Origin of the sequence: Terribacillus halophilus (assembly GCF_900101385.1) — a bacterium.
GTDB classification, from domain to species: domain Bacteria; phylum Bacillota; class Bacilli; order Bacillales; family Amphibacillaceae; genus Terribacillus; species Terribacillus halophilus.
Genome location: NZ_FMZB01000002.1, coordinates 19,334 through 35,445, shown reverse-complemented (window position 1 = coordinate 35,445; position 16,112 = coordinate 19,334). Strand labels below are relative to the sequence as shown.

Sequence of the window (16,112 nt, the reverse complement as noted above, 5' to 3'; positions counted from 1 at the left end):
GAGGTTTCCTATGGAAAGCAAACGTTTGAAGCAGGCATCTGATCAAAGCAGAGGATACGGCTTTCTTTTTTCCCTGCCGATTTTGTCATGGGCTTTATATGACTTTGCCAATACAATCTTTTCTTCCAATATTACAACTGTCTTTTTCCCATTCTATGTAACTGATACAATCGGTGCCACCGCGGAATTGGAACAGATTGGAAATGCACTGATTTCTTATGCAAATGCACTGGCTAGTTTTTTTCTTGTCATCTTCTCGCCTCTATTTGGGGTCTGGATCGATCAAACGGGTTATAAACAGCGTTACGTCATCCGTTTCGCTGCCATTTCTATTTTGTGTACAATTTTGATGGGGCTGTTTGCAGGGTGGCAAACAGATGGGATACTGTGGGGGCTTCCAGTGCCTTTTGTAGCGACTGTCCTGATGTTTGTCCTGGCGAAATTTTTCTATAACAGCAGCCTCATATTCTATGACGCGAAAATCAGTGACTTGGTGCCGCGGGATCGTTTGTCGACATTATCGGGTTTCGGAGTGGCCGTAGGCTATATGGGGACATTAGTCGGATTGGTGGTCTACTTCTTGCTGGATGACGGCTATGAATATGTCTTCCTCGCAACCGCGGCTCTTTATCTTGTGTTTACACTTCCGCTCCTCTTTTTCTTGAGAGAAAAGAAAACAATGCAGAAGCGGTCGGGTATTGGTCTCTTATCAGGATATAAAGAAATCATCGGCACCTTCAAGGAGATTCGGAAACATCAATCCATTTTCCGGTTTATGGTCGCTTATTTCTTTGTCAATGATGCAATCGCAACAACGATTGCCGTCATGAGTGTCTACGCCGTCACCGTAGTCGGGTTCAGTTCCGGGCAGTTCATCATTCTCTATCTTGTATCCACGGTTACGGCAATCATAGGTTCGTTCTGCTTCGGTCAGATAGCCAATAGAATAGGAGCGCATCGGTCGTTTTCTTTTGTGGCCTTAATCATGGTGATTGCTTTGACGATTGGAGCGCTGGCTGCTGCCCAGTGGATGTTCTGGATTGCAGGGAGTCTTTTTGGAATAGCTTTGGGATCAATATGGGTCACATCGAGGATTTTGATCGTGGATTTATCTCCAGCTGACAAGCGCGGGCAGTTCTTCGGTTTGTTTGCGTTCTCTGGAAAGGTGTCATCTATCATTGGTCCGATGATTTATGGAAGTATAACACTAATGTTGAAAGACTTTGGGGATTTGGCGAGCAGAGTTGCCTTGACCTCGCTGATTGTACTTACAATCATTGGTCTGCTCGTACATGTGGCTAAAAAGAAGACGCCGGACAGGATGGCAGTGCGTTAACGCGCCTGCCATTCTTCCAGTGAATCTACGAAGGTGCCGGAGAAGTGCACACTTCTTGCGATATTGAATAGCTGTATTTTCGCTAAAATGGATATTGGATTGACGATGACGGTGTTACGGAATTGGAGCTCGTCATATAACTTTAAAGCATCAGCGATTAGATAAACCAAATCTTGCTTTATCACATTCAAGTGGATGAGATCAACAATGAGGTCATATTCAGTGGCCTGGATAGACCCGAATGTTTCATAAAGTGTCTCCATGAATGCTGTGGATTCCTTATTTTTGAAGAACCCTTCGGCCGTGATGCGAAGCACTTTCTCTTTGTCATCAACTTCAAATTTGTACATACTGAATTACTCCCCAAACTTCATTCCTTATCGGGACTTAAGCGTACTAGCTTTGCCGATTTATGTCAATTAACCATTTTACCTCTTTGCGCTTGTTCAGTTTAATTCAAATGATAGACACGTGTGAGTATTATACTAGACCTTTTTTTCTCATAATATAAAGCCTGCTGTCATGCTATTCTTTAATTCATAAAACAAGGTTCATTTGCTTATTTACCCAAATTATGGGTTGTTCGTACAAGGGTATAAAGTTCTTCTATAGCCTACTGTACCCGAGCTTTTTCATTTATACTCAGCTGTTGTTTTGAAGAGGAGCGTTACGCAGCCGATCCCCTGAATTAAATTATCGTATTGGCGATGAAACCCCCGTGGCAACGCTTCCTTTAAGGACTGTTTTTGCTGGTGAAATCCCTTTAGCCTTTAAAAACTATAACTTCGATATCATTTAGATATAAAATCCCCTTCATTACAAGTAAGATCTTTTTTAGAGTTGGAGATAGTAATCATTTATCCAACAGAAAGAGACTTACCGATATAAATTCACTCCTTCACCTTGTGCTGCTCCCGATATGCCCTGGTCTCTGCTATACTAGCTACCAAAAGAAGTGATGTTTGAGGGTGGGAGTAGAATGGCGAATGTGCATGAATCGATTGAAGCAGAGGAAAAAAGCGATAAGTCTTTTAGGCAGGGTGTAAAGGATTGTATCCCCACATTGCTTGGTTATATCAGCATCGGGGTTGCTGCCGGCGTGGTCGGAGTTGCAGCGGGAATCAGCGCATTGGAGGTAGTGCTGCTGGCAGTGCTGGTATATGCTGGATCAGCCCAGTTTATTTTTGCTGCGTTGGTCTTGGATGGGAGCCCGGCTGCTGCAATCATTTTGACGACTTTCATTGTGAATCTACGTCATTTTTTAATGAGTGCGACCTTGGCACCGCATTTTACACAGTTTTCTGTCTGGCGGAACATCGGCATCGGTATTCTGCTGACAGATGAAACTTTTGGTGTTGCCTCTGGCAAGCTTCAGCAAAAGCAACAGATGAGTGCAAGCTGGATGAATGGATTGAACATCACCGCTTACTTATGCTGGATCGCCTCCTGTGCTGCAGGTGCAATATTCGGGAACTGGTTATCCGATCCAGAAGTATTCGGGCTGGATTTTGCACTGCCTGCCATGTTCATTGCGCTGCTCGTGTTGCAGCTCGATGCGATTGAATCGGCAAAGATAAAGCATTATCTTCGATTGATCGTATGTGTTGTCTTATTGATGATCGGCTTTTCTTTCGTTGTCAGTTCTCATATAGCAGTGCTGCTGGCGACGATCATAGGAGCGACGATCGGGGTGGTGACAGAGAAATGAGCGTTTCTTTATCCATGCTGCTGCTTATTGCTGCTTGTTCGGCGGTGACAATCCTGCCGCGAATCTTGCCATTTTTAATAATAAGGAATTTAAAATTACCGGTGGTCATTATGAAATGGCTATCTTATATCCCTATATGCATCCTGACTGCGCTTGTCGTCTCCAGTGTGCTGGGCGAGAACGGACCGTTATCTTTTGATTGGCAAGCCATCATGATTCTGATTCCTACCATCTTATTTGCATTTTGGACAAAGAGTCTGCTGTTTACGGTCGTAGTCGGTGTTGTGCTGATGGCTGCATTGCGATTTTTCACGGGCTGACTAAAAATCCCGATGCTATCTGCATCGGGATTTCGTACTTTTAAGTAACAGGAGCCGGGTTAAAGAGGGCAATATCGTTATGGGTACCCCAGTGGTCGGCCCAGGTCTTCTTCCTGCCACTTGCTACATCGAGTATGAAATGGAATATTTCCCAGCCGACCTCTTCCAATGTCGCTTCTCCAGTAGCGATTGTACCAGCATTGATATCGATCAAGTCTTTCCATTGCTGCTGCAGGGCGGTGCGCGTCGATACTTTGATAACCGGTGCCATTGCCAGACTGTATGGGGTGCCGCGTCCGGTTGTGAACAACTGCAGATGAATACCGGAAGCAAGCTGCAGTGTACCGCAGACAAAGTCACTGGCAGGAGTTGCGGCGAATAGAAGTCCTTTTGTTTCGGCGCGTTCTCCCGGAGAAAGCACATCCATGATTGTGCTTTGTCCCGACTTGGCGACAGAGCCCAATGCCTTTTCTACTACATTGGATAAGCCGCCCTTCTTGTTACCCGGTGATGGATTGGCACTCCGGTCTGCCTGACCGGAAGCTAAGTAGCGATCATACCAATCCATTTCCCGTACTAACTTCTCAGCGATTTCCTTGCTGGCTGCACGCGGTGTAAGCAAATGGATGCTATCCCGGACTTCGGTCACTTCGGAAAACATCACAGTAGCCCCAGCACGGACAAGCAAGTCCGATGCGTAACCGACGGCGGGGTTCGCGGTGACACCTGAAAACGCATCACTTCCGCCGCATTGCGTGCCAATGACAAGTTCCGAGACGGGGCAGGTTTCTCGTTTCCTTTCATTCAGTTTGGCAAGCTTTGCTTCCGCTTTTTCGATGATTTTATTAACCATCGCATGAAATCCTTGCTGATCCTGCAGCATGATGATATCGCTGTCGTTCCCGCTTGGGTTTACGCGTGAAGGAACGAGTTTTTCACAGCCAAGGCCGATGATCAACGTCTCCCCGCCGAAGTTGGGATGGCGGGCCAAATTTTCAACAGTGCGAATGGGAATGATAGCTTCCGGTGCTTGGATGGCAACACCGCAGCCGTAGGTATGGTGAAGTCCGATGATATCATCCACATTTGGATAGTTTGGCAGGATTTCTTGCTTTAAACGCTTGACTGCATGGTCCATTACGCCGACGACACATTGGACACTGGTGATGATTCCGAGTATGTTTTTGGTTCCGGCTGAACCATCTGGATTGCGGAAGCCTTCGAACGTATAACCATCCAACGGCGGCATAGGGGCAGCGGGAGACGGTGATAGAGAGAGTTCGTCAAGCGGCGGTGGTGTCGGCATGAGCAAATGACGTTCCTGGACCCAGCTTCCGGTAGGGATGTCAGTTGTAGCATGACCGATCACTTCACCATAACGGATAATAGGTTCGCCTGTCTGAATGGGATGAAGGGAAAGTTTATGACCTTGAGGAATAGGTTCTTGGGCAACAATGCCATCTGTTAAGACAGTGCCGGCGGCAAGACCGCCATCAGTCACAGCAATTGCTACGTTGTCCTGCTCATGTACCTTGACAAAATAAGGGTTCGTCGTAGATTTCATTTATACTCCTCCTTTGTAAGCGATTTCAATTGAAAGCAATAAAAAAGAATAAGTCAATTGTTATTTTGTTTAATTGTATGACCAATTGAGAGTGTTGTCAATAAGAAGAAGCAGCGGAAAATCATACCGCTGCTTTTTCCAATCGTTTTGAATAGAACGCTGTCAGCAAGAAAGCCAAACCGGTGATGGAAAGGACAATCATCAATGTCCGGAAACCAAGAAGTGAAAGGTCAGCACCGAAGACAATCGCCAGGACAACAGACGATAAGATGGACCCAAGATATCTGCAAGTCTGAAAAAGACCCGAACTTGTTCCGACGATATTTTCAGGAGATACATTCAGCATCGATGCTTGCAGGGTAACATTGCCGATGCCGTAACTGATTCCCAGAAAAATGAGGATGACACCGATATTGGCGAGCGTCAGATGATCCGATAAGATTGCTAGGGCCCAAGTACCGCCAATCATAAGTACAGCTCCGACTATCGTAGGGGTACTTGTACCAGAACGGTCGATCCAGCGTCCCATCAGAAACGATATAAGTGTACTTGCTCCGGAAAGGAAAATCATCATCAGGCCGCTTGTTTTTAAACTGTAATGCAAAGCGTCCTGAAAGAAGCTCGGCAAACCGAAGAAGAGGCTGTAGTTAAAAATATTCAATAAGATGAACTGGATGTAGACAAGTGTCAGTCTTTTGTTGCTCTGCAATAGGCGCACATCGATGAAAGGGTGATCCGCATGCAGTTCGCGGTAGATGAAAGCCGCCAAAAAAATGATTCCTATTCCTAATTGGATATAGTGGATGCCGTGCTCGAAAGACAAAAGGAAATACAATAGAAAGCTCATGCCGACAGCAAACAACACTATGCCAATGCTGTCGAGCTGCTTCCAGAACTCCCGAAAAGTATAATGGTTGGTTTTTGGATCTTTAGGGACTGCGAACCATGTCAGCAAAAAACTTAGCACGATGAATGGTGCATTCACTGTAAAGATGGCTGGCCATCCCGAAAAGTCAATCAAAAATCCACCTGCGGTCGGGCCGAATGCAGACATGGAAGAAGTGAAAATCGAAAGTATAGCAAGTGCCGATGCTTGTTTTTCATGGATATGTGTCCGCACAAGTGCCATACCAGCGGGATAAATGGAGCTGCTGCCAACAGCCTGAAAAAGCCGCATCCCCAGTAAAACCAGAAATGTGCCAGCGAATGGCGCGCCGATAGCGGAAACTGCTACAAGCAGCAGGCCGACTAACAGCATTTTACGCCGCCCGATCAAATCCCCGACTTTACCGGCAATCGGAACGACGATGGCACTGGCTAAATAGTAGGTGGAGATAAGCCAGGAAACCGTAGCAAAACTAAGCGAAAATTCATGCTGGATGGCATGTAGAGCCAATGAAATCATGGAGGAATTCAGTGGATTCAGCATTGTCCCTGTTGCGATGGCTGTCAGAAAAAGGCCGCGTTGTTTTTTGTTCATCCTGTCATACCGAGGATCCAGCCGATCCGAGGGAAGATGAATTTGTAGGGGGCTTTATGGACTTTTTCCAAAATGCTTGTCACTGCATGATCTGATAGCTCGATATCCACTTGTTCAATGATAGGCACCAATGCTGTCTTTTTAAAATCGATTGCTCTATTGCTCATTTCCGTTACCTCCCAATTGCTCTCTGCTGTTAATGTGACCACTCCGCGCAGTCTTTACACATAACGAAGCTGCATATAATAAGAATGGCTTTGATGATTTCCATTTGCCTCCATGAAAAAGGGTCCATGTATCGATGCGGTAGGTAAGGTGATAGTAGATCAAAGAAATAGGTGTGTGTTCCCAGGTATTGAATGACTCCATGTAATTTCGTTTATAATAAGCGATGCCAAGTGATTTAATCCTGATTAGATCACTCAGACTTATTTCTTTACATTTACTAATGTTGGGCTTAAACTGTTGGAGTTAAAAAATATAGAAAAGTGGGTTTGGTACATGAAAAAAGCACTATTAGGTCTACTATTTATGTCAATATTTGCTGTTCTTGCTGCTTGCGGCAACGGAAATGATTCTGCTTCCGATTCCGGCGATAATTCCGATCTTTGGCAAGAAGTTCAAGATAAAGGCGAAATTACAGTGGGAACGGAAGGTACTTATGCTCCATTCACCTTCCACGATGATAGCGGGGAACTTACCGGCTACGATGTGGAAGTGATGAAGGAAGTCGGCAAGCATTTGGGACTTGATGTAAAATTCGAAGAAACCCAATGGGACTCGATGTTTTCTGGTTTGAACAGTGCGCGGTTCGACGTCATTGCAAACCAAGTAGGTAAAGGGGAGAATAACGAACGGGAAGGCCAATACGACTTCTCTGATCCTTATACCAAATCCCAGTCTGTTGTCGTAACAGCTGCAGATAACAACGATATCAAATCGGTCGAGGATGTCGAAGGCAAGACATCAGCGCAGTCCCTGACAAGTAACTATAATGCACTTGCAGAAGATGCTGGTGCACAAATCGAAGGTGTGGAAGGCTTGGCGCAATCCATTCAGCTGATTGAACAAGGTCGTGTCGATCTTACATTCAATGATAAACTTGCCGTCCTTGACTATTTGAACAATACAGATAAAAATGCTCCAGTGAAAATCGCTTTCGAGACTGGTGAACCATCTGAGACATACTTCACATTCCGTAAGGATAGCGGTGAAATCGTGGATGAGTTCAACAAAGCACTTGATGAGATGCGCGAAGATGGTACATTAGCGGAAATCTCCACGAAATGGTTTGGCGAAGATGTTAACAAGTAATATGGTACTCGGCGGGATTGTCATCCCTTGGGAGCTGTTGCAGCAGTCATTCTGGCCGATACTGATCGAGGGGATCAAAGTTACGATCCCCTTGACTCTTATTTCATTCTTTTTCGGTATCATCATCGCACTCATCACGGCATTGGTGAGGATTTCCAATATCAAGCCTTTGCGATGGATTTTTACTGTTTATGTTTCTGCCATCCGTGGTACACCGCTGCTTGTTCAGCTGTTCATCATTTTTTACTTGCTGCCGGAATTAAATATCATGATCGATCCGTATCCGACAGCCATCATTGCCTTTTCCTTGAATGTTGGGGCCTATGCGTCGGAAATCATCCGAGCATCCATCCTATCCGTTCCAAAAGGGCAATGGGAAGCAGGTTTTACTATAGGGATGACTTATCGGAAAACGCTATTCCGCGTCATTTTGCCGCAGGCGTTACGAGTTTCTGTACCGCCTTTGTCTAACAGCTTTATCAGTTTGGTGAAGGAAACATCATTGGCATCGCAGATTCTCGTAACCGAGCTATTCCGAAAATCACAGCAAATCGGTGCGACGAACTTAGATCAAATCGTCTATATTTACATTTTGGCTGCCTTCATTTATTGGATTATCTGTTTCGTCCTGTCGCTGGCTCAGCACCAGCTCGAACGTAGATTGGACCGCTACACAGCAAGATAAGGAGGGGTAGCTATGCTAGCAGTGAAAGGTTTAAAGAAGACATTCGGTACCAATACAGTATTGAAATCCATCGATATGCAAGTGGATAAAGGTAAGGTGATTGCGATCCTTGGGCCATCAGGTTCCGGAAAGACCACCTTGCTGCGCTGTTTGAATGCATTGGAGATTCCGGATGAGGGTATTGTTGGCTTTGAAGATCATCAAGTGGATTTCAGCGAAAAGGTCAAACAGCAGGAATTGATTAAACTGCGCCGCAAATCAGGCATGGTGTTTCAATCTTATAATCTATTCCCGCATCGTACTGTGCTGGAAAATGTCATGGAAGGACCTGTACAGGTTCAGAAACGAGACAAACAGACTGTACGTGCAGAAGCAATCGAATTGCTTGATAAAGTAGGGTTGAAGGACAAAAAAGACCTCTATCCTTATCAGTTATCAGGCGGACAGCAGCAGCGGGTAGGCATTGCCCGGGCGCTTGCAATCAAGCCGGAGCTCATGCTGTTTGATGAACCTACTTCCGCGCTTGATCCGGAACTGATCGGAGAAGTGCTCCGTGTCATGCGTGATTTGGCAAATGAAGGCTGGACAATGGTAGTCGTCACGCATGAAATCAAATTCGCTCAGGAAATCGCGGATAAGATCATCTTCATCGATGGCGGTGTCATTGTAGAGCAAGGACCGCCGGCAGAAGTGCTTTCGAATCCAAAAGAAGAGCGTACGCAGCGCTTCCTGCATCGAATATTGAATCCAACAGAGTAAAGAGCGTGGGACAAAAGGAATTTAGTTAATTGAAAAACCGAACTTCAGGGCAAATCAAATCAATTTTACCCTGAAGTTCGGTTTTTTTATTTGCGGGCGTTTTCCATCTCCCTATAGGCGTTCCAGTTTCTTTATTTCTTTTTTATGCTTTCTGATTGAAAATAGTAATATAGTTACCGATACTAAGTGTGATAGTACATATTCTGAGAGGGGACTTAAGAGATGGAATTCAAAGATAAAGTGGTACTTATTACTGGAGCGGCGGGCGGAATCGGGATTGCGGCTGCTAAGAAATTCGCAGCTGAAGGAGCAAAGCTAGCTTTGGTGGATCTTTCTCAAGAAGCATTGGAAACTGCTGCAGCATCCATCGATGCAGAAAAATTACTGCTATCGGCCAACGTTGGAAAAGAAGAAGATGTAGTAAATTATGTACAAAAGACAACAGAACATTTTGGCCGTATCGATGTGTTCGTCAATAACGCTGGTATCAATGGAGAATTTGCGAATATTGTGGATTCTTCTGTGGAAAACTTGGAGAAGGTACTAGCTGTCAATGTAGTAGGTGCTTTCCTCGGTTTGAAACATGTATTGAAAGTGATGACAGAACAGAAAAGTGGTGCTGTCGTGAACACAGCTTCCAACGGCGGATTGCTTGGCGCACCGGGTATGAGCGCTTATATCGCCTCGAAGCATGCGCTTATTGGAATCAACAAGACAGCTGCATTGGAAGTGGCTGACTATGGTGTCCGTGTGAATGCTGTTGCACCATCTGGTGTAGATACGGCAATGATGCGTTCAATCGAAACGAATGCAGCAAAAGGACATGAAGAAGAAGCAAGAAAAGGCTTTGAAGCGAGCGTGCCAATGAATCGCTACGCGACAGCAGAAGAGATTGCTGATTTGATGCTGTTCCTTTCTTCGGAAAAAGCTTCATTCATTACCGGTTCTTATTACCGGATCGATGGCGGACAAGGTACAACTTCCGCTTAATTAAAACACGCCCGTCACATGACAGGCGTGTTTTTTATATGCGTGTATAAGGAGGAGTCCGATTGAGCGTGTGATTCTTCTTTTGCGAGAATCTTCTCTTCCAACGCACGTAAAAAGGTTTTGGCAACACGGGAGAGTGTATTGTTCCCGTGAAAAACATAGCCGAAGGCGTAGGTTTGATAAAACGGCGGTGCAAAATGGAGCAGCGTGATGTCTTTGCTTCTCGATAGTTCTGCATCTGTGCGGAAGGCGTAATCAAATCCAATATTGATAGCTGTCTCATTTTCTACCATGTTCCGGATTGTTTGTACATTATTGGTAGTGAACAAGATATCGTATTGAAGTGACTTGAACTGGCGCATGAATGCTTGGATATAAGCGTCATTGTAAAGGACGATCGGCTGTTTGATGAGCATATCTTCCGTGATGAATTTTTCCTTGGCCAGCGGGTGTCGTTTATTGACAGCTGTAACCATATGCCCATCCAACAGTTTCTTGAAGACGAGGTTACGATATTTTTGTACTTCTTTTTCCGTATAGATGACTAGCCCAATGTCGACTGCTTCCGCTGCCACTTTCCTCATGATGTGCTGGGATGTGTGCTCGAACAGTGAAGCTTTAATATTCGGATGAAGCGTGCGAAAGTCGGAGAATAATTCTACGAGAATCTGCATCGGTCCAGGAAAGCTGGCAATTTTAAGCTCACCATTCAAGGATTCGGTATATGATTCTGCTTCGTCGGTGAATTCCTGCAGCTTCTCCAACACAGCTTCTGCGTGCCGGATAAGCTTCATGCCTTCTTCTGTTGGCGTCGTACCGGTACGGGAACGGTTGAACAAGCTGATATTCAGTTCCCTTTCCAGGTTAGTCAATGCCTGGCTCAAAGCCGGCAATGTTACATGCTGCTCGGCTGCGGCTGCTTTCAGTGAACCTGACCTTGCAATGGCGACGATATATTTCAATTGCTCAATTGTCATGTCCATCCCTCGTTTAGTTAAGCAAACGTTTATTTAAGTTAATTAATCCGAAATTTATTATATCATTTACCGGCATTATACTAGAAATGAAGAAAGAAATGCTGTTAAAAGGGGATGTTAGAAATGAAAGCATTGCGTTGGCATAACCAGAAGGATGTCAGATTGGAAGAGATCGATGAGCCTGTCATCAAATCGAATCAGGTGAAGATGAAAGTGAAATGGTGCGGCATTTGCGGAAGTGACTTGCACGAGTATCTTGGCGGTCCGATTTTCATACCCGTCGGTGAACCGCATCCGCTGACTGGAGAAGTAGCGCCAGTGACAATGGGACATGAATTCTCCGGTGAAGTAGTCGAAGTAGGACCAGAGGTGAAAGATTATCAGGTTGGCGATCGTGTAGTTGTGGAACCTATCTTTGCGACACATGGACACCAAGGTGCATATAATTTGGACAAGCAAATGGGCTTCCTCGGCCTTGCCGGAGGTGGCGGCGGCCTGAGTGAATATGTAGCTGTCGATGAAGAGCTACTGTTCAAGCTTCCGGATTCTTTAAGTTATGAGCAAGGCGCGCTGGTGGAACCGTCCGCCGTTGCATTATACGCAGTACGTTCCAGTAAAGTGAAAGCTGGAGATAAAGTGGCTGTCTTCGGTTGTGGACCGATCGGCCTGCTAGTCATTGAAGCATTGAAAGCTGCAGGAGCTACCGAAATTTACGCAGTTGAGCTGTCACCGGAACGTCAGGCAAAAGCAGAAGAGCTGGGTGCCATCGTTGTGGATCCAAGCAAGGTGGATGATACAGTGGAGGAAATCAGAAGGTTGACTGATGGCGGTGTGGAAGTCGCCTTTGAGGTGACAGGCGTACCAGTTGTTTTGCGTCAGGCAATCCAGTCTACCGATATCGGCGGTGAAACGATGATCGTCAGCATCTGGGAGAAACCAGCTGAAATTATGCCGAATGACATCGTTATCCAAGAACGTTCTGTAAAAGGCATCATAGGCTATCGTGATGTTTTCCCTCAGGTGCTATCCTTGATGGAAAACGGCTATTTCCCTGCTGAAAAGCTAGTAACGAAGAAAATCAAGCTTGATGAAGTAGTGGAAGAAGGCTTCGAAAGCTTGATCAAAGAAAAGAACCAAGTGAAAATCCTTGTTCAATCCGAGCAAAAATAAGAAAAAGCGGATGCCAGCGCATCCGCTTATTTTATCGGAAAATCTTATCGATAGCTTCGATATCCTCAGCTGTCAATTTGACATCCAATGTTTTCAGGTTATTCAATACTTGTTCCGGACGTTTCGCTCCTGGGATGATGGCATCGATGCTGTCGCGAGTCAGGTACCAAGCGAGCACGACATGAGCAACCTCAGCTTCTTTTTTGGCAGCGATATCCCGCAGCTGATCTACTTTTCGGAGATTCTGTTTGAAAGCTTCCCCCTGAAACAGTGGATCGTTTGCCCGCAAATCATCGAACTTCGTATTCTCATCGTATTTACCGCCAAGTAAGCCGGAGGCAAGTGGGAAGTAAGGTACGAAAGAGATATTGTTTTCTGCTGTATAAGGAAGCAAATCGTTCTCCGCGCCGCGTTTGAATAGATTATATTCCGATTGCAGCACATCTACGTAGCCATCGACATTCGCCTCTTTAAGCTGTTCAATAGAAAAATTGGAAACACCGATGCTCTTGACTTTGCCTTGGTCTTTCAGTTCCTTGAGGGCACCTACAGCCTCCGCTTTCGGTGTGTCTTCATCCGGGAAATGAATGTAGAACAAGTCGATATAATCCGTTTGCAGGCGCTTCAAAGCACTTTCAACGGAATCTTTCAGGAACTTTGGTGAATTATCCATTTTCGTTTCGCCATCGATGATCTTATGAGCAGCTTTCGTTGCTATCACGATGTCGTCGCGTTTTCCGCTTTCCTTGATTACTTGACCGACAAGCTCCTCAGATCGTTCGGGTCCGTAAATAAAAGCTGTATCAAAGAAATTCATCCCATTTTCGATCGCTTGGCGGACAACCTCTTTGCCTTGTTCCTCATCTAGGTTCGGATAGAGGTTATGGCCTCCGACCGCATTCGTACCGACTCCGATTGGATTAACAAATAATCCTGACTTGCCTAATTGCACGCGTTCTGTCATTTCTTGCTCAGCTCCTTTTTATTAGTCTGTCTTCACTTTAGCAAATGCATGTGCATATATGGAAAAGATTTGCTTGCACTTGAGGTGAGAAACAGAATTTAAACATGCATACTGTGCTGTATGGTGAAACGTATCCTTCATAAAGGCGTATGTATAATCGTATCCTGCTGAGAGGACTTATAGAGAGGGATGATTGATATGGGCGGAGCAATTGCTAGTTTTGTTATGTTCATCCTATTTTTGATTTTTGCTATTTTCCTATCAAAAGGTAAAGGAGCATTTTTGCTCGCAGGCTATAACACAATGTCTGACCGTGATAAGGATCAATACGATGAGGTAGCATTGTGCAAATTCATGGCGAAAATCATGTATGGATTCAGCTTCAGCGTGCTGCTATATGTACTGAGTGCACTGTTTGAAAGCGACGTGTTATCCACGATCGGTCTTATTTACTGTTAGCTCTTATACTGTTTACATTGGTGTACGCAAATACAAAAAACAGATTCAAAAAGAATGGCGTGTGAAATTGTATTTCAATTTCACACGCCGCTTTTCGTTATCCATCTATATCAAGTCAAGCTTGTGCCTTCTGTTCATTTTGTTCGGTTTGTTGAATGCGTTTCTTCCAAGGCCAGAATGCCCATTTGCCAAGAATCGCCGTTATGGCTGGCACCAGGAATGGCCGGACTAAGAAAGTGTCGAGCAGTACACCTATAGCAGTGATGGTTCCGAAATGAACGAGTATTTGAATCGGCAAAGTCGTCAATACGGCAAATGTCGCTGCTAGTATCAGACCGGCAGAAGTGATGACGCCGCCAGTATGGGCAACACCGTCTGCAATTGCCTGTTTAAGGGGCATCGTTTTGCTACGTTTCCAAATGCTTGAAATCATGAAGATATTATAATCTTCCCCGAGCGCAACGATGAACACGAATGCGTACAGCGGGATGAAGCCTTGAATTGCGTCGACACCGAATCCGTAGTGCAGAATAAGCCAGCCTAGGCCCAATGCGCTGAAGAAGGAGAGCAGAACGGTTGCCACCAAATAAATCGTTGCTGTCACAGACCGCAAATATGTGAGCAATAGCAAGGTAATGAAGCCGATGACAATTGGGATGATCCATTTTTCATCATGCTTTGTCACTTGCTGTGTATCATATTGTTCGGCAGTCTGACCGCCAATCCAGACATTATCAGCATCACCAGTGGTATTTGCTACGGTTTCCTTGATGTCAGGAATGTGAGCCATTGCTTCATTTGAATAAGGATTTTCATTCAATTCAAGCTGAATACGGACCAATTGTTCATTCGATTCGGCTTGCTCGGGATCCATTACAGCAGCTGTATAAGCTAAATCCTCCAGAGCGGTGCGGACTGCTTCCGGATCATCCGTTTCCGTGATGACAGACACCGGGGCAAGCTCACCGGCATTCACGTGATCTGTGAGGATGTCGAAGCCTTCCTTAGACGGCATGTTATCCGGGAAAGACGACAGCGTATCATACGTATACGTAATGCGGGAAGAAATACCCGCCAGCACACCGAGTACGACGATGGTGATGATAGCAATCTTCCATGGGTGCTTCGTGACAAGACTGCCAACAGCATTACCAATTTTGTTATGTGGTTTTTTCGTGCGCACAGGCTTTCCTTTTTCTTTCGCGCGCTGCTGCTGCATATCCTCTGTTCTAGGAATGAAAGGAAAGAAGGAAACACGCCCGATGATCGTAAGCATTGCCGGTACGAGTGTCAGGCTTGCAAGCAGCATGATGAAAATGGCAATCGCGAATGGTATCGCGAATCGGTTGATAGATCCGTAGTTCGCAACGAGCAAGACGAGCATGGCGACGATGACTGTTAGCCCGCTCATTGCGATTGCGCCGCTTGCAGACGTGAGGGATCGGACAAGAGCTGCTTTCTTGCTCTTTATCTCCCAAAGATTTTCCCGGAAGCGAGTAATGAGGAACAGGCAATAATCGGTACCTGCGCCAAAAAGCAATACCGTCATGATTGCGATCCCCTGTGAATCAAATGAAATCAATTCGGCTTTTCCTAATGCACCAAGAATCGGACTGATGACCAAATAAGCAAAGCCAACACCGATAAGAGGCACCAATGCCAATATCGGAGACCGATAGATGACCAATAGGAAAATAAGCACGATCAACACCGTTGCAAAGAGAAGTGTGGTATCACCCTGCGAAAAGAGTCCGACAGCATCGACAGAAATACCGGCAGGACCCGTTGTCCGAACGAGTAAGTCACCACTGTCCAGACTTTGTTCGAATGGATTCTGTTCAAAGGCATCACTTGCTGCTGATTGGATCTTTTCAAGGCCGTCTTCCACGGCATCCGTAGCTGTTCCGTTATCAAAAAGAATCGGCATGACGAGCGTTGTCCCGTCATCCGAGAGCTGCTCCTTCAACAATGGAAGCGGGATATCCTGGAATGGCGTCACGGTGGCAGCTTCTATATCCGCACCCTGCAAATCTGCGCTGAACTGCTGAATCGATTGCAGATTTTCTTCCGAGAGTCCGCTCTCTTGGTACCAGGTCAGCAAAGCAGGCAGACCGCTGTTATCGGAGAATTCCTCCTCAATGATACGGGCTGCTTCGTCACTGTTTGTATCATGCAAGAATGTTTCGGCTTGTTCCTCTTCCTGTGAGTTTGCCTGCGGCAAGGTAAGGTTTAACACGAGTGCAATGACAATCCAGGCAGCCAAAATGACCCACCGCCCGGCTTTGCCGCTTATGAAAGTACCTAATTTGTGCATGAATGATTCCTCCTGATTTAATTTATCGGATGATAAGTTATACCCAAAAAATAAAAGATTATGTGTATAATC

At 45.5% G+C, this 16,112-nt stretch carries 16 protein-coding genes; 9 read left to right on the top strand and 7 right to left on the bottom strand.

Going from position 1 to position 16,112, the window contains the following annotated elements:
* Positions 1-10: 10 nt before the first annotated feature.
* On the top strand, positions 11-1,336 hold the full coding sequence (locus tag BLQ53_RS03440; RefSeq protein ID WP_093725905.1) for an MFS transporter: 1,326 nt from the start codon (positions 11-13) through the stop codon (positions 1,334-1,336).
* Here BLQ53_RS03440 and BLQ53_RS03435 read toward each other — a convergent pair.
* Positions 1,333-1,686 (bottom strand): hypothetical protein, encoded by a 354-nt coding sequence (locus BLQ53_RS03435; RefSeq protein ID WP_093725904.1) that lies wholly within the window; start codon positions 1,684-1,686, stop codon positions 1,333-1,335. The genes BLQ53_RS03440 and BLQ53_RS03435 overlap by 4 nt on opposite strands.
* 629 nt (positions 1,687-2,315) lie before the next feature.
* Between BLQ53_RS03435 and BLQ53_RS03430 the strand changes: the two genes are divergently transcribed.
* Both BLQ53_RS03430 and BLQ53_RS03425 read left to right on the top strand, forming a co-directional pair.
* Entirely contained in the window at positions 2,316-3,044 is a 729-nt protein-coding gene (locus BLQ53_RS03430) for an AzlC family ABC transporter permease (RefSeq protein ID WP_093725903.1), read from the top strand.
* A complete protein-coding gene (locus BLQ53_RS03425; protein ID WP_093725902.1) occupies positions 3,041-3,364 on the top strand; it encodes an AzlD domain-containing protein in 324 nt (107 codons plus the stop codon). The genes BLQ53_RS03430 and BLQ53_RS03425 overlap by 4 nt, the downstream gene beginning before the upstream one ends.
* Positions 3,365-3,404: 40 nt before the next feature.
* Here the strand turns inward: BLQ53_RS03425 and garD are convergent, their stop codons facing one another.
* From garD to BLQ53_RS18835, 3 genes are all read right to left on the bottom strand, one after another.
* Positions 3,405-4,928 (bottom strand): galactarate dehydratase, encoded by a 1,524-nt coding sequence (gene garD / locus BLQ53_RS03420; RefSeq protein WP_093725901.1) that lies wholly within the window; start codon positions 4,926-4,928, stop codon positions 3,405-3,407.
* A gap of 121 nt (positions 4,929-5,049) precedes the next feature.
* Positions 5,050-6,408, bottom strand: a complete 1,359-nt coding sequence (locus BLQ53_RS03415; RefSeq protein WP_093725900.1) for an MFS transporter — start codon at positions 6,406-6,408, stop codon at positions 5,050-5,052.
* A complete protein-coding gene (locus BLQ53_RS18835) occupies positions 6,405-6,575 on the bottom strand; it encodes a hypothetical protein (RefSeq protein WP_170829566.1) in 171 nt (56 codons plus the stop codon). The genes BLQ53_RS03415 and BLQ53_RS18835 overlap by 4 nt, the downstream gene beginning before the upstream one ends.
* 334 nt (positions 6,576-6,909) lie before the next feature.
* Here BLQ53_RS18835 and BLQ53_RS03410 point away from each other — a divergent pair, with 334 nt between their 5' ends.
* From BLQ53_RS03410 to BLQ53_RS03395, 4 genes are all read left to right on the top strand, one after another.
* Positions 6,910-7,722, top strand: coding sequence for an amino acid ABC transporter substrate-binding protein (locus BLQ53_RS03410; RefSeq protein WP_093725899.1), 813 nt, complete (start codon positions 6,910-6,912; stop codon positions 7,720-7,722).
* Entirely contained in the window at positions 7,709-8,407 is a 699-nt protein-coding gene (locus BLQ53_RS03405; protein WP_093725898.1) for an amino acid ABC transporter permease, read from the top strand. Before BLQ53_RS03410 ends, BLQ53_RS03405 begins: the two co-directional genes overlap by 14 nt.
* 12 nt (positions 8,408-8,419) lie before the next feature.
* On the top strand, positions 8,420-9,166 hold the full coding sequence (locus BLQ53_RS03400) for an amino acid ABC transporter ATP-binding protein (protein ID WP_093725897.1): 747 nt from the start codon (positions 8,420-8,422) through the stop codon (positions 9,164-9,166).
* A gap of 222 nt (positions 9,167-9,388) precedes the next feature.
* Positions 9,389-10,156, top strand: coding sequence for an SDR family NAD(P)-dependent oxidoreductase (locus tag BLQ53_RS03395; protein ID WP_093725896.1), 768 nt, complete (start codon positions 9,389-9,391; stop codon positions 10,154-10,156).
* Between the two features lie 14 nt (positions 10,157-10,170).
* On the opposite strand, the gene BLQ53_RS03390 is transcribed toward BLQ53_RS03395, so the two are convergent.
* Complete coding sequence (locus tag BLQ53_RS03390) at positions 10,171-11,133, bottom strand: LysR family transcriptional regulator (protein WP_170829565.1); 963 nt, start codon at positions 11,131-11,133, stop codon at positions 10,171-10,173.
* A 123-nt stretch (positions 11,134-11,256) separates the two neighbouring features.
* On the opposite strand from BLQ53_RS03390, the gene BLQ53_RS03385 reads away from it, so the two are divergent.
* A complete protein-coding gene (locus BLQ53_RS03385; protein WP_093725894.1) occupies positions 11,257-12,303 on the top strand; it encodes a 2,3-butanediol dehydrogenase in 1,047 nt (348 codons plus the stop codon).
* Positions 12,304-12,334: 31 nt separating this feature from the next.
* Here BLQ53_RS03385 and BLQ53_RS03380 read toward each other — a convergent pair whose 3' ends face one another.
* The gene (locus BLQ53_RS03380; RefSeq protein WP_093725893.1) at positions 12,335-13,267 is read right to left on the bottom strand and encodes an aldo/keto reductase; all 933 of its coding nucleotides are present in this window, start codon (positions 13,265-13,267) and stop codon (positions 12,335-12,337) included.
* Between the two features lie 198 nt (positions 13,268-13,465).
* Here BLQ53_RS03380 and BLQ53_RS03375 point away from each other — a divergent pair, with 198 nt between their 5' ends.
* Entirely contained in the window at positions 13,466-13,726 is a 261-nt protein-coding gene (locus tag BLQ53_RS03375) for a DUF3784 domain-containing protein (RefSeq protein WP_244499232.1), read from the top strand.
* A 115-nt stretch (positions 13,727-13,841) separates the two neighbouring features.
* Here the strand turns inward: BLQ53_RS03375 and BLQ53_RS03370 are convergent, their stop codons facing one another.
* Positions 13,842-16,040: an MMPL family transporter gene (locus BLQ53_RS03370; protein WP_093725892.1), complete on the bottom strand. Its 2,199-nt coding sequence runs from the start codon at positions 16,038-16,040 to the stop codon at positions 13,842-13,844.
* Positions 16,041-16,112 lie beyond the last annotated feature (72 nt).

What these genes read in the sequence shown, in the direction of transcription:
- BLQ53_RS03415 (WP_093725900.1), bottom strand. Translation starts at nt 6,408, where the DNA reads ATGAACAAAAAACAACGCGGCCTTTTTCTGACAGCCATCGCAACAGGG.
- BLQ53_RS03400 (WP_093725897.1), top strand. Translation starts at nt 8,420, where the DNA reads ATGCTAGCAGTGAAAGGTTTAAAGAAGACATTCGGTACCAATACAGTA.
- BLQ53_RS03425 (WP_093725902.1), top strand. Translation starts at nt 3,041, where the DNA reads ATGAGCGTTTCTTTATCCATGCTGCTGCTTATTGCTGCTTGTTCGGCG.
- BLQ53_RS03390 (WP_170829565.1), bottom strand. Translation starts at nt 11,133, where the DNA reads ATGACAATTGAGCAATTGAAATATATCGTCGCCATTGCAAGGTCAGGT.
- BLQ53_RS03430 (WP_093725903.1), top strand. Translation starts at nt 2,316, where the DNA reads ATGGCGAATGTGCATGAATCGATTGAAGCAGAGGAAAAAAGCGATAAG.
- garD (WP_093725901.1), bottom strand. Translation starts at nt 4,928, where the DNA reads ATGAAATCTACGACGAACCCTTATTTTGTCAAGGTACATGAGCAGGAC.
- BLQ53_RS03370 (WP_093725892.1), bottom strand. Translation starts at nt 16,040, where the DNA reads ATGCACAAATTAGGTACTTTCATAAGCGGCAAAGCCGGGCGGTGGGTC.
- BLQ53_RS03385 (WP_093725894.1), top strand. Translation starts at nt 11,257, where the DNA reads ATGAAAGCATTGCGTTGGCATAACCAGAAGGATGTCAGATTGGAAGAG.
- BLQ53_RS03435 (WP_093725904.1), bottom strand. Translation starts at nt 1,686, where the DNA reads ATGTACAAATTTGAAGTTGATGACAAAGAGAAAGTGCTTCGCATCACG.
- BLQ53_RS03380 (WP_093725893.1), bottom strand. Translation starts at nt 13,267, where the DNA reads ATGACAGAACGCGTGCAATTAGGCAAGTCAGGATTATTTGTTAATCCA.
- BLQ53_RS03395 (WP_093725896.1), top strand. Translation starts at nt 9,389, where the DNA reads ATGGAATTCAAAGATAAAGTGGTACTTATTACTGGAGCGGCGGGCGGA.
- BLQ53_RS03440 (WP_093725905.1), top strand. Translation starts at nt 11, where the DNA reads ATGGAAAGCAAACGTTTGAAGCAGGCATCTGATCAAAGCAGAGGATAC.
- BLQ53_RS03410 (WP_093725899.1), top strand. Translation starts at nt 6,910, where the DNA reads ATGAAAAAAGCACTATTAGGTCTACTATTTATGTCAATATTTGCTGTT.
- BLQ53_RS18835 (WP_170829566.1), bottom strand. Translation starts at nt 6,575, where the DNA reads ATGAGCAATAGAGCAATCGATTTTAAAAAGACAGCATTGGTGCCTATC.
- BLQ53_RS03375 (WP_244499232.1), top strand. Translation starts at nt 13,466, where the DNA reads ATGGGCGGAGCAATTGCTAGTTTTGTTATGTTCATCCTATTTTTGATT.
- BLQ53_RS03405 (WP_093725898.1), top strand. Translation starts at nt 7,709, where the DNA reads ATGTTAACAAGTAATATGGTACTCGGCGGGATTGTCATCCCTTGGGAG.